Origin of the sequence: Pseudobutyrivibrio ruminis, assembly GCF_015057245.1 — a bacterium.
Taxonomy (GTDB): Bacteria; Bacillota; Clostridia; order Lachnospirales; family Lachnospiraceae; genus Pseudobutyrivibrio; species Pseudobutyrivibrio ruminis_E.
In genome coordinates, this window is the sequence record NZ_SVET01000005.1 from 139,556 (window position 1) to 155,471 (window position 15,916).

General features: G+C 34.9%; 16 protein-coding genes. 14 read left to right on the top strand and 2 right to left on the bottom strand.

Annotation, left to right across the window (positions count from 1 at the left end):
• Positions 1-160: 160 nt before the first annotated feature.
• A complete protein-coding gene (locus tag E7274_RS06375; RefSeq protein WP_304174629.1) occupies positions 161-640 on the bottom strand; it encodes a helix-turn-helix domain-containing protein in 480 nt (159 codons plus the stop codon).
• A gap of 205 nt (positions 641-845) precedes the next feature.
• Between E7274_RS06375 and E7274_RS06380 the strand changes: the two genes are divergently transcribed.
• From E7274_RS06380 to E7274_RS06445, 14 genes are all read left to right on the top strand, one after another.
• The gene (locus tag E7274_RS06380) at positions 846-1,043 is read left to right on the top strand and encodes a DNA-binding protein (RefSeq protein ID WP_099412757.1); all 198 of its coding nucleotides are present in this window, start codon (positions 846-848) and stop codon (positions 1,041-1,043) included.
• Between the two features lie 10 nt (positions 1,044-1,053).
• The gene (locus tag E7274_RS06385; RefSeq protein ID WP_304174631.1) at positions 1,054-2,136 is read left to right on the top strand and encodes a site-specific integrase; all 1,083 of its coding nucleotides are present in this window, start codon (positions 1,054-1,056) and stop codon (positions 2,134-2,136) included.
• On the top strand, positions 2,124-2,651 hold the full coding sequence (locus E7274_RS06390) for a helix-turn-helix domain-containing protein (RefSeq protein WP_304174633.1): 528 nt from the start codon (positions 2,124-2,126) through the stop codon (positions 2,649-2,651). Before E7274_RS06385 ends, E7274_RS06390 begins: the two co-directional genes overlap by 13 nt.
• Complete coding sequence (locus E7274_RS06395) at positions 2,560-3,390, top strand: ATP-binding protein (protein WP_304174635.1); 831 nt, start codon at positions 2,560-2,562, stop codon at positions 3,388-3,390. Before E7274_RS06390 ends, E7274_RS06395 begins: the two co-directional genes overlap by 92 nt.
• A 136-nt stretch (positions 3,391-3,526) precedes the next feature.
• On the top strand, positions 3,527-4,606 hold the full coding sequence (locus tag E7274_RS06400; protein WP_304174637.1) for a plasmid recombination protein: 1,080 nt from the start codon (positions 3,527-3,529) through the stop codon (positions 4,604-4,606).
• A gap of 168 nt (positions 4,607-4,774) precedes the next feature.
• Entirely contained in the window at positions 4,775-5,737 is a 963-nt protein-coding gene (locus tag E7274_RS06405; protein WP_099413287.1) for an Abi family protein, read from the top strand.
• A gap of 609 nt (positions 5,738-6,346) precedes the next feature.
• Entirely contained in the window at positions 6,347-7,747 is a 1,401-nt protein-coding gene (locus tag E7274_RS06410) for a hypothetical protein (RefSeq protein ID WP_304174638.1), read from the top strand.
• A gap of 165 nt (positions 7,748-7,912) precedes the next feature.
• Positions 7,913-8,758: a hypothetical protein gene (locus E7274_RS06415; RefSeq protein ID WP_304174640.1), complete on the top strand. Its 846-nt coding sequence runs from the start codon at positions 7,913-7,915 to the stop codon at positions 8,756-8,758.
• Positions 8,759-8,871: 113 nt separating this feature from the next.
• Positions 8,872-9,630, top strand: coding sequence for a LytR/AlgR family response regulator transcription factor (locus E7274_RS06420; RefSeq protein WP_304174641.1), 759 nt, complete (start codon positions 8,872-8,874; stop codon positions 9,628-9,630).
• Between the two features lies 1 nt (position 9,631).
• Positions 9,632-11,020 carry a sensor histidine kinase gene (locus E7274_RS06425; RefSeq protein ID WP_304174643.1) on the top strand — a complete coding sequence of 463 codons (1,389 nt, stop codon included), beginning with the start codon at positions 9,632-9,634 and terminating at the stop codon, positions 11,018-11,020.
• Positions 11,021-11,122: 102 nt separating this feature from the next.
• Positions 11,123-11,833, top strand: a complete 711-nt coding sequence (locus E7274_RS06430; RefSeq protein ID WP_304174645.1) for a hypothetical protein — start codon at positions 11,123-11,125, stop codon at positions 11,831-11,833.
• A 96-nt stretch (positions 11,834-11,929) separates the two neighbouring features.
• Entirely contained in the window at positions 11,930-12,913 is a 984-nt protein-coding gene (locus tag E7274_RS06435; protein WP_304174647.1) for a hypothetical protein, read from the top strand.
• A gap of 104 nt (positions 12,914-13,017) precedes the next feature.
• Positions 13,018-13,509 (top strand): GNAT family N-acetyltransferase, encoded by a 492-nt coding sequence (locus E7274_RS06440; RefSeq protein WP_304174649.1) that lies wholly within the window; start codon positions 13,018-13,020, stop codon positions 13,507-13,509.
• 43 nt (positions 13,510-13,552) lie between these two features.
• Entirely contained in the window at positions 13,553-14,443 is an 891-nt protein-coding gene (locus tag E7274_RS06445) for a hypothetical protein (protein WP_304174651.1), read from the top strand.
• 53 nt (positions 14,444-14,496) lie between these two features.
• On the opposite strand, the gene sstT is transcribed toward E7274_RS06445, so the two are convergent.
• Positions 14,497-15,750, bottom strand: a complete 1,254-nt coding sequence (gene sstT, locus E7274_RS06450; protein ID WP_097075942.1) for a serine/threonine transporter SstT — start codon at positions 15,748-15,750, stop codon at positions 14,497-14,499.
• Positions 15,751-15,916: the final 166 nt, after the last annotated feature.

Consider the following 15,916-nt stretch of genomic DNA (forward strand, 5'->3'; position numbering starts at 1 on the left):
TTCCGAGGATTTCTTCGGGAGCCTTTTTTCATGCGAAAATAGGAAAACGGAGTTAGTAAAAAAAAGTGTCTGGTACTATTCTGGTACTATTTTTAGAAGGTTTAGTACCAGAACATAATAAAAAAGACTTCTTCTCTATGAGAAAAAGCCTTAAAAACAATTACCATTTCTTTATATTTTTTATTTCTTCTGCACGTTTTGGATCACGATGATATTGGAGTTTTACTTTTATAGTATCAACTATTTCATTACGTGCTTCATCATCAAGCTGGTAGAAAGATGTTAATAGATTATCTACATCAGGCATAGCATTCTTCCCATATAACATCATTAAAGGATACATAGAATATAATAGATAATCTTTAACACGAGATTTATCTAATAATCCAGTGTGATCTTTTACAGTCATATAGATTTCATCTTCCTTTAATTCACCAGAGAATGGGCTTGCTGAGCATACTTCATTTACATCTACTCCGAGTTCATTAGCAATTCTTAAAGCATAATCAAATCTTATATTAGTATCTTTTTGGATTATTGAATATAGTGTTGATGCTTTCAATCCAGAAGCTTTGGCAAGCTGTCTAACATTGGTGCCTTTAGCATCAATTAGTTCTTTTAAATTCTTTCCATCTCCCATTATTAATACCTCCAATAATCAGTATTACAATAATTATTCTATCATATTTACGAAAAACATAACAATGAAAAATATAAAAAGTAAAAATAAATTACGAAAATCGTAAATATAGTATTTACAAAATGAATAGCGAATGGTATATTAAATTTACGAAAATCGTAAATTATAAAATTATGTACATAATAAATAGAGAAAGGAGAAGGTTATGAAATCTAATTATATGATAGGCGTTGAAGAAGTATCTGCTGAATTAGGTGTTTCAAAGGGACATGCATATAAGGTAATTAGAGAGTTAAATGAAGAGTTGTCCAAACAAGGATTCATAGTCGTAGCAGGTAAAATTCCAAAAGCTTATTGGGAAACAAAGTTTTATGGATACAACACAATGAATGTAGCAATTTAAGGAGGATAAAATGCCAGCGTACAAAGACGATAATGGAATGTGGTTTTGTTCCTTCTATTACAAAGACTGGACAGGAGTCTCGAAGAAGAAGCATAAACGCAACTTTAAAACGAAAAAAGAAGCACAACAATTTGAAGTGAACTTCAAGCTTGCAGCAAGAGCAGATATGTCTATGAGGTTAAAAGATTTTGTAGAAATCTATTTCACAGACAAGGAGCATGAATTAAAAGCAAGAACAAAGAAAAATAAAAGGTATATGATTGATGCTTATGTAACAACGTACTTTGGGGGTAAAGCATTAAATGAAATTTCACCTTCAGATATTATTGCTTGGCAAAATGATATCAAGAAGAATAATGATTTTTCGGAAGCATATCTAAGAATGTTACAAAATCAATTAACTGCTTTATTTACTCATGCAGAGAGGATATATGGGTTAAAAGATAATCCTTGTAAGCGAGTAAAGAAGATGGGGTCATCTGATGATAGGAGTTTGGATTTCTGGACAATAGAAGAATATCAAAAGTTCATTGATACATTCGAACTTGGTTCAATGCATCGGTTGATTTTTGAGATATTGTTTTGGACAGGAATACGAGAAGGCGAGCTTTTAGCATTAACAAAGAATGATATAGATATTCCTCAGCATAAACTGAATATTACAAAGACGTATTACAGAGTAGATGGTGAGGATATTATCACAACTCCAAAGACGCAAAACTCAGTGCGAAGTATTGACCTACCAAAATTCCTTGTTGAGGAAATATTGGATTATTATAAACGGTTGTATCGTTATCCTAACAATGAAAGATTGTTTGGAATGACAGCAAAGGCACTACAGGAGTTAATGAAAAGGCATATCAAGAAAGTAGATGTAAAAAAGATTAGAGTCCATGATTTAAGGCATAGCCATTGTGCCTATCTGATTCATCATGGAGTACAGCCTTTAATTATCAAGGAGAGATTAGGGCATAAGGATATCAAGATTACACTAAATACCTATGGACATCTATATCCTAACGAGCAACGAAAAGTAGCATCATTACTTGATAACTTGCAAAAGGAAAGGGGGAATAATGATTGCCAGTATTAAAAAATAAGACTCAAGGAAACTTCACTATGATCAGTAATGGAATATTAAGAAATAAAGACCTTCATCTAAAAGAAAGAGGATTACTGGTTACATTGATAGGGCTTCCTGATAAATGGGACTTTTCAATAAATGGATTAGTAGCAATACTTCCAGATGGTAAAGATAAAATAAAGACTGGATTACAAGAATTGGAAAAAATGGGTTATATAACAAGATATCAAGAAAGGAAAGAAGGTGGTGCGTTTGGACCTGAAGTTTTAGAAATACATGAAATACCTGCGGTTTCACCGCGAGTGGATTTTCCGCATACGGATAACCCGTCAACGGGAAAACCGTCAGCGGAAAACCAGACACAATATAATAATAAAGAATATAAAACCAAAAAATATAAAAAACAAAAAAATATAAAGGGGGACAATGCATATGGAAGTGAAAGACATTATGGAACAGCAACTTCAGGAAATCAAGGAAAGAACAATTGGACAAAAGAAGAACTTGATTTATATGGAATCTAATGTTTGCCCAATATGTAAAGGAACAGGTTTTGAGTTTTATGAGGATGAACAAGGCCGTCCATTTACAAGAGATTGCAGTTGTGGGATTCGACAAAAGCTCATTACAAGGGAACGTGTAGCCTTTGCAAATATACCTGAAGGGTTTAAGAACTACTGGTTAGAAAACTACAGTAAGGATATTTATGAAAAGGAGCAATCAAAAATTATTATCGAGAAGAATCTAATCGCTGCGAAATGGTGGATAGATAATTTTGAAAGGATGAAAAGCATAGGAATGGGATTTTATCTTTATTCGCCAACCAAGGGATGTGGGAAAACAAGATTTGCCATTTCTCTGGCAAACGAATTATTGAAAATGGAAAAATGTTCAGTGAAGTTTGCAACGTCAATTGAGATATTAAATGAAATCAGAGCAACCTGGAATAAGGATTATGAATACACGGAGCAGCAGCTTCTTGAAGGGTTAACCAAAGTTGATGTTTTGATAATTGATGATTTTGATACTGAAACACCGAAGGATTGGACGCAGGAAAAGTTTTATCAAATCATAAATGAGCGATACATGAATAATCTGATTACCATTTATACATGCAACATGGCTATTGATAATATGGATTATGATGAACGAATAAAGAACAGAATAAAAGAAAAAAGCTATCAGTTAACTTTTCCAGATGAATCAATAAGGGAGCAAATCGGTAAATGGAATCAGGAAGAATTAAAAGCGGCTATAGCATAGCGAGCGGAGCGAGCTTACCGCATAACGTGTCGTTATGGGTAACCCTCTAGGTATAATGACATAGATGTCATTATACGGGGGCTCTCCGAGGGGTCTGCCGACGGCTTAATTGTCCAAATGAAAGGAGTGATTTTACATGATATCTTGTTCATGTCATTTGTCCAATAAAAAACATGCACTGACCACAACTCATTCAATCACCGCAGCAAGCAAACATAACTTGCGGCTATACACTCAACAATCAGAATACAATGTTGAGCTGATTGAAATAGTTGAGGGCAGTGGTACGAGCATCCTCAATGATGTAAAACAAATATATAAAGATGAATTCTCAGAAGTGTTGAAGGAGTACAATGAAGGTAAGAGAGCGGATAGACAAATAAAAGATTATTTGAAGTATGCCTCCGATAGTAAAAAGAATGATGTAGCTGCAGAAGTTATTTTGCAAATCGGTGATAAAGAATTTTGGGGACAGAAAACAATAGAAGAATGGAAAGCAATGACGCCACTTTTGAAAGAGCAACTGGAAGCTTTTAAAGCTGCAGTTCCTGAATTCAAAGTGGCGTCTGCTGTTATACACTTTGATGAATCATCACCTCATATGCAGGTTGTAGGTGTACCCGTAGCAAGTGGTTATCAGAGGGGAATGAAAAAGCAGGTAGCAAAAACAAAGGTATTCACAAAAGAAAGAATGGAGCGGCTTCAGGGTTTACTACATGATCAAGCCGAAAAACTAATCCAAGAGCATCCAGAAATTTTTGGAGATGAAACTTTAAAGCCAAAGGAAAAGGGAAGAAATAATGATATGTCAAAAGAGTTCTATATCCGCATGAAGCAAAAGCAGTACGAAGAAATCTCAGAGGAAATAACCAAGTTAGAAGTTGAGCGTGATAATCTGGTTGAAGTCAAAAATGAGATTGCTAAGGCAACCAATAAGATAGTTGATGAAGCAGTCGAGAGGATTGCCGATACGGAAATGAAGAAAGAATTTATGAGATATGCGACGCTAAGAGAACCGAAGACAGGTATAGGAAAACTTGTATCAGGAGCATTTAGAAAATTTAAACAATGGTGGGAACTAAACAAAAAGCCTGTTGTGCTAGAAGAAGCTAGAGAGAGTACATTGGAGAAACTAAGAAGATATAAGAAAAACATTGAAGATGAAAATAGGACTAAGGTAAGAAATATAGTGTCAAGAAGAGACTTAGATCGATAAAAATAGTTCGAAGAAATAATGAATTAGCCCTTTAAACATTATTGAAAAAGCCCTATAACCTTGCTATCATTAAATCAATTAGGGATGAGTGAAAATATTAGACGATGTAAAGTGACGGGAGAGCCTCTCGTCACTTTGGCATAAAAATTGGGAGTACAATTGATACCTATGGACAAGAGAAAATTATCTTATGAACAGCAGATAGAAGATTTAAAAGAAAAGAATGTTAAATTTGAAATGTATACTGAGGAAGAGGCGCGGAAGTTTCTTCAGTATAATAACTACTATTTTAAGCTGAAATCATATGCTAGAAATTATACAAAGTATAGCAAGGTGGAATTATCAAATAAATATATTAATCTAGATTTTGCTTGTCTTGTAGAGCTAAGTACATTAGATATGTATTTGCGCCGATTAATTGTAGGTTTGTGTTTAGATGTTGAACATTTACTGAAAACACGTCTTATGAGAGATATTACTAATAACGATTTAGAGGATGGCTACGAGATAGTAAAAAGATACAATGATATTGATTATTCTGTTATGGCAGGAATAAAGGCTAACAAGGATAAATCTGCAACATCGGATTTGATTAAAAATTTTGATGAAAACGATAATATTCCAGTATGGAGTTTTATTGAAACTTTATCGTTTGGTCATTTTATTGAGTTATATGAACTGTATTATGGCGTGTACGGAGGACATTCTTATTCTTCTTATTTAGGCAGTATCAAATTTTTAAGGAATGCAGCTGCTCATAATAGCTGCTTATTGAATTCCATGCGTAAGCCATATTCGATAAAGATTAAAAAGAATAAAGACATAATGGATGCGTTAGCAAAGTCGAATAAATTTTCTACCAGCTACAAGAAGAAAATGGAAAATCCTGTAGTACATGATTTTGTCGTATTATTATTTGTATATTATGATATTTTAAATACACCCGCAAATAGAAATATGAGAGACAAAGGGATGCAACAGGTTAAGGAATTGTTCTTAAAGACTATGCTTAGGAATGACAATGCTAATATGTTTAAGAAGAATGATGTTCTTGTGGAGAATTATCATTTTATATGTGAAGTGATTGCATATTTAGAGAATAGTAGAAACAAGCCTGTATTAAAAAAGTGATTGACATGCTAATGATCATGTTTTACTATAATTATAACGAACGAAAACCTTCGAGGTTTTCAGCGGAAGCGGTGCCAGCATCAATTCCGTCCTTGTTTTATGAAGAGAGAGCACTTAGGTGTTCTTTTTTTATGTGCTAATATATTTTGGCGTTTTGAGCAAAGTAGTCTAGACTTAATACACAATTGAAAAGCATGAGCTTTTATAGGGAGTCGCCATCTGATGGGGCTCCTTAATTTTATTAATAGAGAAATTGTGCTTGGTGACATAATCCTTTTTGTGTTTCATTACAATAAAAGTGCTTTTCATTACATATGGTTAACGATGTAATATGATGTGCCGATATAAATATAGAAAATATAAATAGTCTTTGGAAGTAATGATAAGAAATGGATTTAAAGGATATCAATGGATTGAAAAATCTTTTGATGTCCTTTTTTGATTAAAACAAATTATTTCAAAGGTTGATAAATGGGGTGGTTTTATTGATTGTGTATGAGTAGTTATGAGTAATGTTTTTTTACCACTTGGACCCGAAGCAAGCCAAAGCTTTTGACAAGGGAAAGTGAATCAGCTTTGAATGATAGATAGGCTGAAGAAAGGGTTTATATGACAGATTTTTTAACAGAAAATAGTTTGTATTATCAGAGTAGCAGTTTTAGTAGTAGCTACTTCTTTACAAATCAAAATTATAAAAATTACGATTTCAAAAATGCTATTGAAACGTCAACAAATGAAGCATTAAATGATGTAGATGCATCTATTGAAGATGATTCAAAGGGGAAGACAAGTTACACTCGTATAGTTTCCGCAAGTGTAATGACTAGTCAGATGAGTGCCATAGCCAGTTCTGATGGGGGAACTGCGTATTCATATCAGGGAGTTATGCAAAAATTTGAAATTAGAATTGATGTTAATGGTGACGAGCGGAAGTATACAGCTACTGGAACAGATAAGGATGGAAAGGAATTTTCTAAAGAAATTGATCCTTATAATGTTGATCCTACAGATGCTGATTTTACTGAATTTGCAGCATTATGCTCCTATATTCGAGATACAGAAAACTTGGCTGACGAAACTATGAAATTTGTGGATAATGTAGCAGCTGATGATATTTTTGAGCGAATGAATTATCTTTCAGCATTTTCTGCTGAGGTAGGAAAATTTGAATTTGCTGGACTTAGTAATTTAGCTGCTGAAAAATTAATGCCGCATATCAATAGGCTAATGGAAGTTTTGATTAATTCAGGTATTGGGAATATTGAAGGTGCAAAGATTAATGTGGTACCAACAGGAAGTATTATATCTAGTACAGGAATTATTTCCTCACTAAGCCTTGAATATGATGTTGATTTAAGTGAGTCAGAGCCGAAAGATAATAAGGTTCAGGAAAAAGATTTAGGCATGGGATTTGTTCTTACGCCTGGTATGGGACATGGAATGACGGCTACACAGCTAATCAATGAAGATATTGATGATGTCATTGTTAGAGTAAATATTTCTAATGGCTCATCTTATGATGTAAATCTTTCTGAGGTAGATCCAAGAAATGCTACAGCTATAGAAATGTTTGCTTATTGTCAGTATGCTGATGAAAATGGTACGGGAATAGCTGGAAATCATTTTGGTAGTTGGAGTGCCCTCAAGAGTTTTATGGACCCATTAGGTGGACTAGAATTTTCATCTGTTGAAGAAGCAGCAACTAAGAAATTAAACTGGGTGCAAGCTATTTCTGAGGCTGACGTATCATTTAAAAGAGAATCAACTGGTGAAGTTATGGATGTACAGGATGTATTAAAGATGCTCATTGAGACGTACAGTAAGCTAGAATCAAAGAATGAAGAGGATGATTGGCGAGGCATGTCTGATGAGGAATGGGAAAAGCTTCTTGATCGAGTTGATAATGATATTAATGCTATGATTGAGCTTATTAGAGAAGAAGCCGAAAAAGCAAAAGAGACTCATCAGAAAGAAGATGAATTAGACGAACAGGTCGCAGAAGAAATATAGATATCTATTCAATACATTATTACTGCTATTGATTACATCTCTATAAATGAGCAGATGTAATGGTCGATAGATATTACATCATGGAAGTTATGAGTGCTTTTGGCATTGTTTCAAGGAGGAAATCTAATTTGAAGCAATGCCATTTTTAATGGAGGTGTAAGAACTATGTATGGTATGTCAGTGCAACAGGCAATATTTAACTATTCCGGTTCTGTAATACAAGGAATGCAGAAATATACTAAAATTAATAGCTCAAACAGTAGTTTCTCAGAAACACTTTCAAAGATTGACTTTGCAAAGAGCTCCGGAAAGAAAAGAATCCAACCAGAAGAAAGTACAGTAGATAAATACATATCAAAACATAAGGATAGAAAAGCTGATGTTGATAAGATGGTTAGTGCTGGTGAAAATGTTATAAAGCAGTACCTTGGTGAAAATTACAATCCTGATGATTTGACATTAGAAGAATATAAGGGTGTCATTAATGATGTGATTTCTAAGATTCCTTATGATTCCAGTCAACTAAATGATGTTGAATATATAAATATTACGGAAGATGGCTATAAACAGATGAAATCAGATCCTAAATATGAGGCATGGGTACTTGGATATTTTAAAATTGACAGGGCTGTGCATTTTCCTATTGGAGCTCAGGGACACTACCATGCTGAACACTTTGGAGCTTCAATAGAAGAACATCATGGGGAAGGCTATCCTTTAGAGTTTGCTGATTCTAAAGATGATGAAAGCTGGTGGGAAAAGAGACAGAAACGTCATGATATGTTAATGGAGCTTATGGAAAAATATTATGAAAAACGTCATATGGAAAGAGAAGCAGCTACGAAGAAAAATGCAGAAAGAATGATTGCTTCGGATGCTTTTAGTTTATTCGGAGCTAAGGGGGTCGATAATGTTTTTTCTGAAACTAGTTATTTGGGTGGAGAGATTAGTGCAGCAGCTGAATTTTTTATGATGATGTTCACAGGAACAGGAAATGGAGCAGCACAGTAGAACGTAGTGCGTTTATTCTATTTATGACATTTATCAGTCCATTTGTGACAATAAATTCTAGTTGAGATATATTTAAGGTATACTTTTTAATAAGATGAAAAAGGGGAAAGAAAATGGTTGTAGGTATATGTGATGATGAAATAATAGTTAGAGAATCTTTAGAAAAGTATGTATCTGAATTACTTGGTACTGCCAAATGTGTTCAATTTTCCTCTGGAGATGAAATTTTACACTATTATTTATGCCCAGACAAACCTGAAATAGATATTCTGCTTCTAGATTTAGCTATGGCTGAAACGGATGGTATGGTTGTTGCAGAAACCATTCAGGCTAAAATAAAGGAAAAAGAGCAAAGTGTGAGACTTACAAAACCTTTAATTATTTTTGTGACTGGGATACAGGACAGAATGGCTGAAGCATTTAATGTTAATGCCTTCGATTACATAGTTAAGCCTATAAACAAAGATAAATTTAAAAATACAGTATTGAGTGCTGCAGAGGAAATAAAAAGAATTGATTTGCTGCCTAATTCTTGCAGAGAAGAAAACCATATAACAATAAAAAATGGTGGAACAACTTTTTCATTGAATGAGGAAGATATAGTTTGCATTGAAAGTGTAGGAAGAAAAGTTGTTATTCATGCACTTGGACGGAAAATTGAAATTTATGGAAAAATTGGCGAATGGGAACAGAACTTGGGGGATACATTTTTCAGAGTGCATAAAAGCTATCTCGTAAACATGAAGCATGTGAAAAAATATACCAGAGGAGACATCACAATGGCTAGCGGTCAACAGGCATTACTGTCAAAGTATAGGTATAATGATTTTGTCCAAAGTTATATGAATTATATTGCAGATAGGGAGAGTTGATATGACAGAGGCAACATTTCAAATTATACAGAAGATATATGAGCTTACATTAATTTTTATTCAATTAGGGATTATTGTGAGCTTATTTTTCATTTTTGTTCCAAACGAAGAAATTACAATACGTAAGAGGAATCTTTTTATAGCAACTATATCAGTAGAGCGTTTGGTGATTAGTTTTGTTACAGCTGAAACAAAAGGGGTGTTTTTGTTTATTTCTGCCGTGACAGTATTATTGTTTTTTTATAAGAGAGATAGGGAAATGTTGCCATTGTTGGTATATCTTTATTTCTTATGGAATAGTATTTTTAGTATTTGCTTTATTTTTACAGGGTTTTTATCTGATAGTATTTCTGATTTTCTTTTAGAGCGCATAGATTATGCCTCAGGCGATGCTATGGAAAGTGTGTATAATCAGCTTACAATCTGGATAGTAATAATGGCATTTATCTATGTGGTTTGTGTGACATTCGAGCTGGTGATAGTGAAAAGAATAGTTAGAAAGAAATACCTTATGACGGTTAAGCAGGCATGCTTGTTGTCGGTATATTCAGTAGTTGCATTATTGATGATGTATATGCTAAGTGAAATATCTATTATTCCGTTGGAAAAAGAAGTCTTTATCTTTAGCGAGCAGGACATAAGTATAAGAATTAAATTGCCAGTGATGGCTGTATTACTGTTTTTAGGCCAACTTTCTGGAGTAGTGTTATGGCAGGAGTTCCAAAAGTTAAAAGAACAAGAACTTGAAAATCAGAAAATTATAGCAAGTACAAATTATGCAAAAAAGTATATAGAAGATTTAGATTCTTATCATACTAAAATCCGTATACTTAGACATGATATGGCTGGCAAACTTACGACATTACGCGGATTGATAGAGTCTCATAGTAAAGAAGAGGTAATAGAATATTTATCTCAAATGGGAATAGAACTTAATAGTACTATGCATAAGTTTAATACTGGAAATGCGTTGATAGATGTAATTGTTAACGAAAAGAGTGCATTGGCAGAAGAAAAAGGGATATTATTTGAAAGTGATTTTTTATGGTCTAATGTAATTAGTATTCCTCCATATGACATAGGGGTTATTATGACAAACTTGTTGGACAATGCGATTACAGAGTGCATGGAATATAATCATGAAAGAAGGATAATATTAAGGGGCATCAAAAAAGATAGTTTCTTTATAGTGGAAGTTAAGAATACCTTTACAGGGACGATAACTAAATTTGATGATGGGCTCCCTGTGACAACAAAATCTGGAGAACATGGATTGGGGTTAAAAAGTGTTAAACAGATAGCGGAGAAATATCTTGGTGGTATTACTATAGAGAATAAGGACGGATGGTATAGCGCAATGGTGATGTTGCAGAATTTAGACCAGTTATGACACCCTGGCGCCCAGTTGTTACAAAGCTATTCTTTATCATGTTTTGATGGACGATACTAGATTTAACAGTAGTTAATCATCCAAGCAGATAAGGAGGCACTTATGAATTTTGGAATGGATTATTTCAGCTTGTTAACTGGAGGTATTAATAGTAGTACAAACTCTATTTTAAATCAGTATGGCAAGCAAAAAGTAGGAAAGAATTCAAAGGGGAATGGAATCCAAAAATCTTATGGAGCCTTTAGTACTATCGATAATAGTAAGGTGTTTGGCTCGCTTTATAAGATGGCATCGAAAACCAATGATAAAATTCTAAATGGCGCAAGTAAAGCAGATACCGCAGGACGGCAGCTAAGTAACAAATCAATTTATCAAGATGGAAACCGTAATTCATTATATTCAAATGTCAAGAACTTGATTGATGGATACAATGAGATAGTTGAGGGGACATCAAATAGTTCATCAGTACAAATAAGTAACAGGGCATCTGTGATGAAGAGAATTGCATTAACAAACAAGGCAGATCTCGAAAAAGTTGGTATTAGTTATGACTTTAAAACAGGTGCGTTGTCAATGGATGAAGAAAAACTAAAGAGTGCTGATGCAGGTGATCTACAGAGAGTGTTCGGTACCAATGGTTCATTTGGACAAAACGTAAGAGCTAGTGCTGTAGTGACTCAAAACACAGCAGCGTCATCAATGTTTCAGCAAAACGGATTGGCAGGATTATATAACAGTTACGGAATGAACGGAAAGTATAGTGCGTTGAATAATTACGGACTATCTTCGTTCTTTGGAAGCTGGTTTATTTAACAGATTAGAAATTTAAAAGCAATAGGTGTTAAGGAAAGCATCTGCATTCTATGGATGGATAGAGTGCAGATGCTTTTGTTTTGTGAGGTGTTACATATGAGAATTGGCGAAAGTAATGTAAATAGCTATTCAAACAGACAATATTCAAAGACATATGGTGGAGGAGTGGCACAGGGCGCTTCCTTTGGAGGCTATGTTGAAAGTAGAGTTGAAAAGGAGCAAACTAATTATGGAGCAGAGGGAAAAGTTAAAACTCAGGATGGGAGAGAAATAGATGTTGACTTAAAGATGGAAATGGCAAGAACCAAAAAGCATGATACTTTTATTCAGATGAGTTCTCCATTGGATGCATTGTGTGATCCATTAATTATCAATATAGATGCAAAATCTGCAAGCCTAAGTGATTCAAAGTTTAAATTTGACTTAGACGCAGATGGAAAGGATGATGAGATTTCTTGTCTAGGTAAAGGGAGCGGATTTCTGGCATTAGATAAAAATGGTGATGGACATATAAATGATGGCACTGAGTTATTTGGTGTGAAGAGCGGAGATGGTTTTAAAGATTTGGCCGAGTATGATAAGGATAATAATGGCTGGATTGATGAAGATGATGAGATTTTTAATGATTTAAAGGTATGGTATCGAGATGAAAATGGGATTGACCGTTTAATAGATCTGAAAGAAGCTAGCGTAGGAGCAATTTATTTAGGTTCTGAATCTACTGAATTCACAATGGAAGGAAACGATGAGGCATTAGATGGTAAATTAAGAAGAACAGGGTTCTTCCTGAAAGAAAATGGTGAGGCAGGTACCATCCAGCATGTCGATTTAGCTATAAAAGGCAGAGAAAATGAATTGTTGACAGTAGAAGAACAAATGGAACAGGTCTTGGATAACATAAAATCTAATCAGAGTCGAAGCAGGAGAAATAATAATGCTCAGAGAGAGGCAAAAGCAAGAGCTCAGAAGGCTGCAAAAAGGAAAGCGGATTTAAAGAAGTATTATGAAAAACAAGAGGAATATCGAAAAATGGTGAAGGAATGGCACGAGAGCAAACCTAATCAAAATTTATTTAACTAGGATTAACTTTGGTACTATCCTGGTACCAAAAACAGGGAGAGATACCTTTATTTCATATCATATGATATGATATGGAAAATAATATACAACAGGAGGATACACTTATGGAACTAATTAGAGTACAGGATTCAGACTACAAAAAGACTTACGAGTTGTTTATGACATTTGAGGCAGATGAGAATGGCTTCTTGAATCCGGTATATGGCTACGATTATGACAAATTCCTTGAATGGATAGAAATAAAAAAAGATTGGTCCATGGGAAAGAATCTTCCTGAGGGATTTGTGCCAGATACTACCTTCGTTTTAGAGGATGAGGACAAGTATGTGGGAATATTCAATCTGAGACATTGTTTAAACGATGCGCTTAGAAATGGGTCAGGCCACATCGGTTACGGGGTAGGCAGAGCATATAGAGGCAAAGGATATGCTACAAAAGGCTTAAAACTAGCTCTTGTAGAAGCAAGAAAGCGAGATATACAAGAAGTATATTTATCAGTAAACAAGGATAACACACCAAGTCTTAAAGCACAGCTGGCAAATGGAGCATATATACATCATGAAGATGATACACAATACTTCACAAGAATAAGCTAAATAAATGATATAATTGCCATAGAAAATCATGTTAGGAGCAAGAATGAAAGCATATTATCATTTACCAGGTTTGTTTGAGTTTTATGATTTTTATAAAGTTCTATTACCACTATTCAGGAATCACCGAGAATACTTTTATGATTGGTGTGAAATAGGTTCAATCTATGGTGCTCCAGCAGATTGCTTGTGGGGCGGAGGCCGCGTTGGATTTGGCGAAGAACAGGCAACTGATGTAATCAAGCTACTGAGAGATTACAGCATATCAGCAAGACTTACATTCAGCAATTCATTAATCAGAGAAGAGCATCTAACAGATAAGCGATGCAACAGGCTGTGTGAGCTATTTGAAAAAACGGGTACTCAAAATGGTATTATCATATACTCTGACTTACTTATGGATTATATAAAGCAAAACTATCCAGAGTATTATTTTGTTTCATCAACCACAAAGGTACTAACAGATTTTAAAGATTTAGAGGTAGAACTTGATAGAGAAGATTTCAAATATGTAGTGCCAGACTTTCGTTTGAACAAATCATTTGAAAAGCTGGAGCAGTTGTCCAAAATTCAGAAAGACAAAGTGGAATTTCTGTGCAATGAATGCTGTTCATTTGGTTGTACTGATAGAAAAGAATGCTATGAGAATGTTAGCCGTAAAAGCCTCGGGGAGGATTGCGAGGATCACATATGTCAATCGCCTCAGGCTAAAAGAGGATACCGATTCTCAGATGCAATGCGAAATCCTGGTTTTATCAGCGTAGAGGATATTCAAAACACATACATGCCAATGGGATTTTCTAATTTCAAAATAGAAGGACGTAGCCTGGGAAGTGCGATAGTATTAGAATTCATTCTCTACTACATGGTTAAACCGGAATATCAGCTTATAGTCAGAGAAGAAATCTATTTAGACAGTTCATTAGATTTATTCTAAAAGCAAAAAGCTCACCTCATTAAGAGGTGAGCTTTTAATATATCTAGACAGAATTAGATATCAACTTTAGTAGTTCCGCCAAGGAATGTAGGAAGAGATTTGCCATCGCGCTTCCACTGTGAGTATTCTGCAGTAGCGGCAAACATTACATCGCCTGAAGAGTTAAGGGCAGTCTCAACAGAATCCTGAACTACACCAATGATAAAGCCTACAGCAACAACTTGCATTGCAACATCGGCGTTAACACCGAACAATGAGCAAGCCATTGGTATAAGAAGCAATGAACCACCAGCAACACCGGAAGCACCGCAAGCTGCAAGAGTAGCAATGAATGCAAGGATGAGAGCTGTTGCAAATGATACGTGGATTCCAACAGTATTGGCAGCTGCAAGGGACATAACAGCAATAGTGATAGCTGCACCGTCCATGTTGATTGTAGCGCCAAGTGGAATTGATACAGCGTACATTTCCTTATCCATGCCAAGTGCCTCGCAAAGCTCCATATTTACAGGAATGTTTGCTGCAGAGCTACGAGTAAAGAATGCGGTAACACCAGATTCCTTAAGGCATCTAAATACAAGTGGATATGGATTTGTGCGAAGTACGATAGCTGCAAGAAGTGGATCAATTACAAGTGCAACAACCAGCATACATCCAACTAAAAGTGCTAAGAGCTTTCCGTAATCAGTAAAGATTGCAAGACCGTTTGTTGAAACATTTGAATAAACAAGACCCATGATACCGAATGGGGCAAGATTGATAATCCATTTAACAGCAAGTGAAACGATGTTTGCAAAATCTTCCATTACCTTCTTTGTGTTGTCACTGGCAACTCTCTTAGAGGCAAGGCCAAGAACAACAGCCCAGAAAAGGATGCCGATGTATCTACCATCTACAATAGCGCCGATAGGATTGCCAACCATGTTTACAAGAAGATTTGAAAGAACCTCGCCAACTCCTGTAGGTACAGTGTCTGCTTCGGCAGCTTCACTAAGCATGATTGTCTGTGGGAAAACATAGCTTCCGACAACAGCAACCACTGATGCTAAAAATGTGCTGACCATGTAAAGGATGATAACAAGACCGAATCTTCTATCAAGCTTATCATTTCCTTGAGCGAGGGCAGATACAACAAGCACGAACACAAGTACAGGTGCAACAGCCTTCAAAGCGCCAACAAAAATAGTACCTAAAAGTGAAACAACCTGGAGATTATCAAAAAGTAGTCCGAGGACTGCACCAATCAATAATCCGCATAAAATCCTAATAATAAGACTTACGCTATTATACGCTTTAACTAGTTTCATATAAGAACTCCCTATTAGTTTATTTACCCTATACCAAGGCATTAATTAAGTGATATTTTAACGCTTTAACTCGTTAAAGTAAATAGAGCATAAAAAAATAAAGCATAAATTGAATTATTTCTAACAATAAGTAACATTTAAAAATAGGGAGAGGTTTGATAAAATT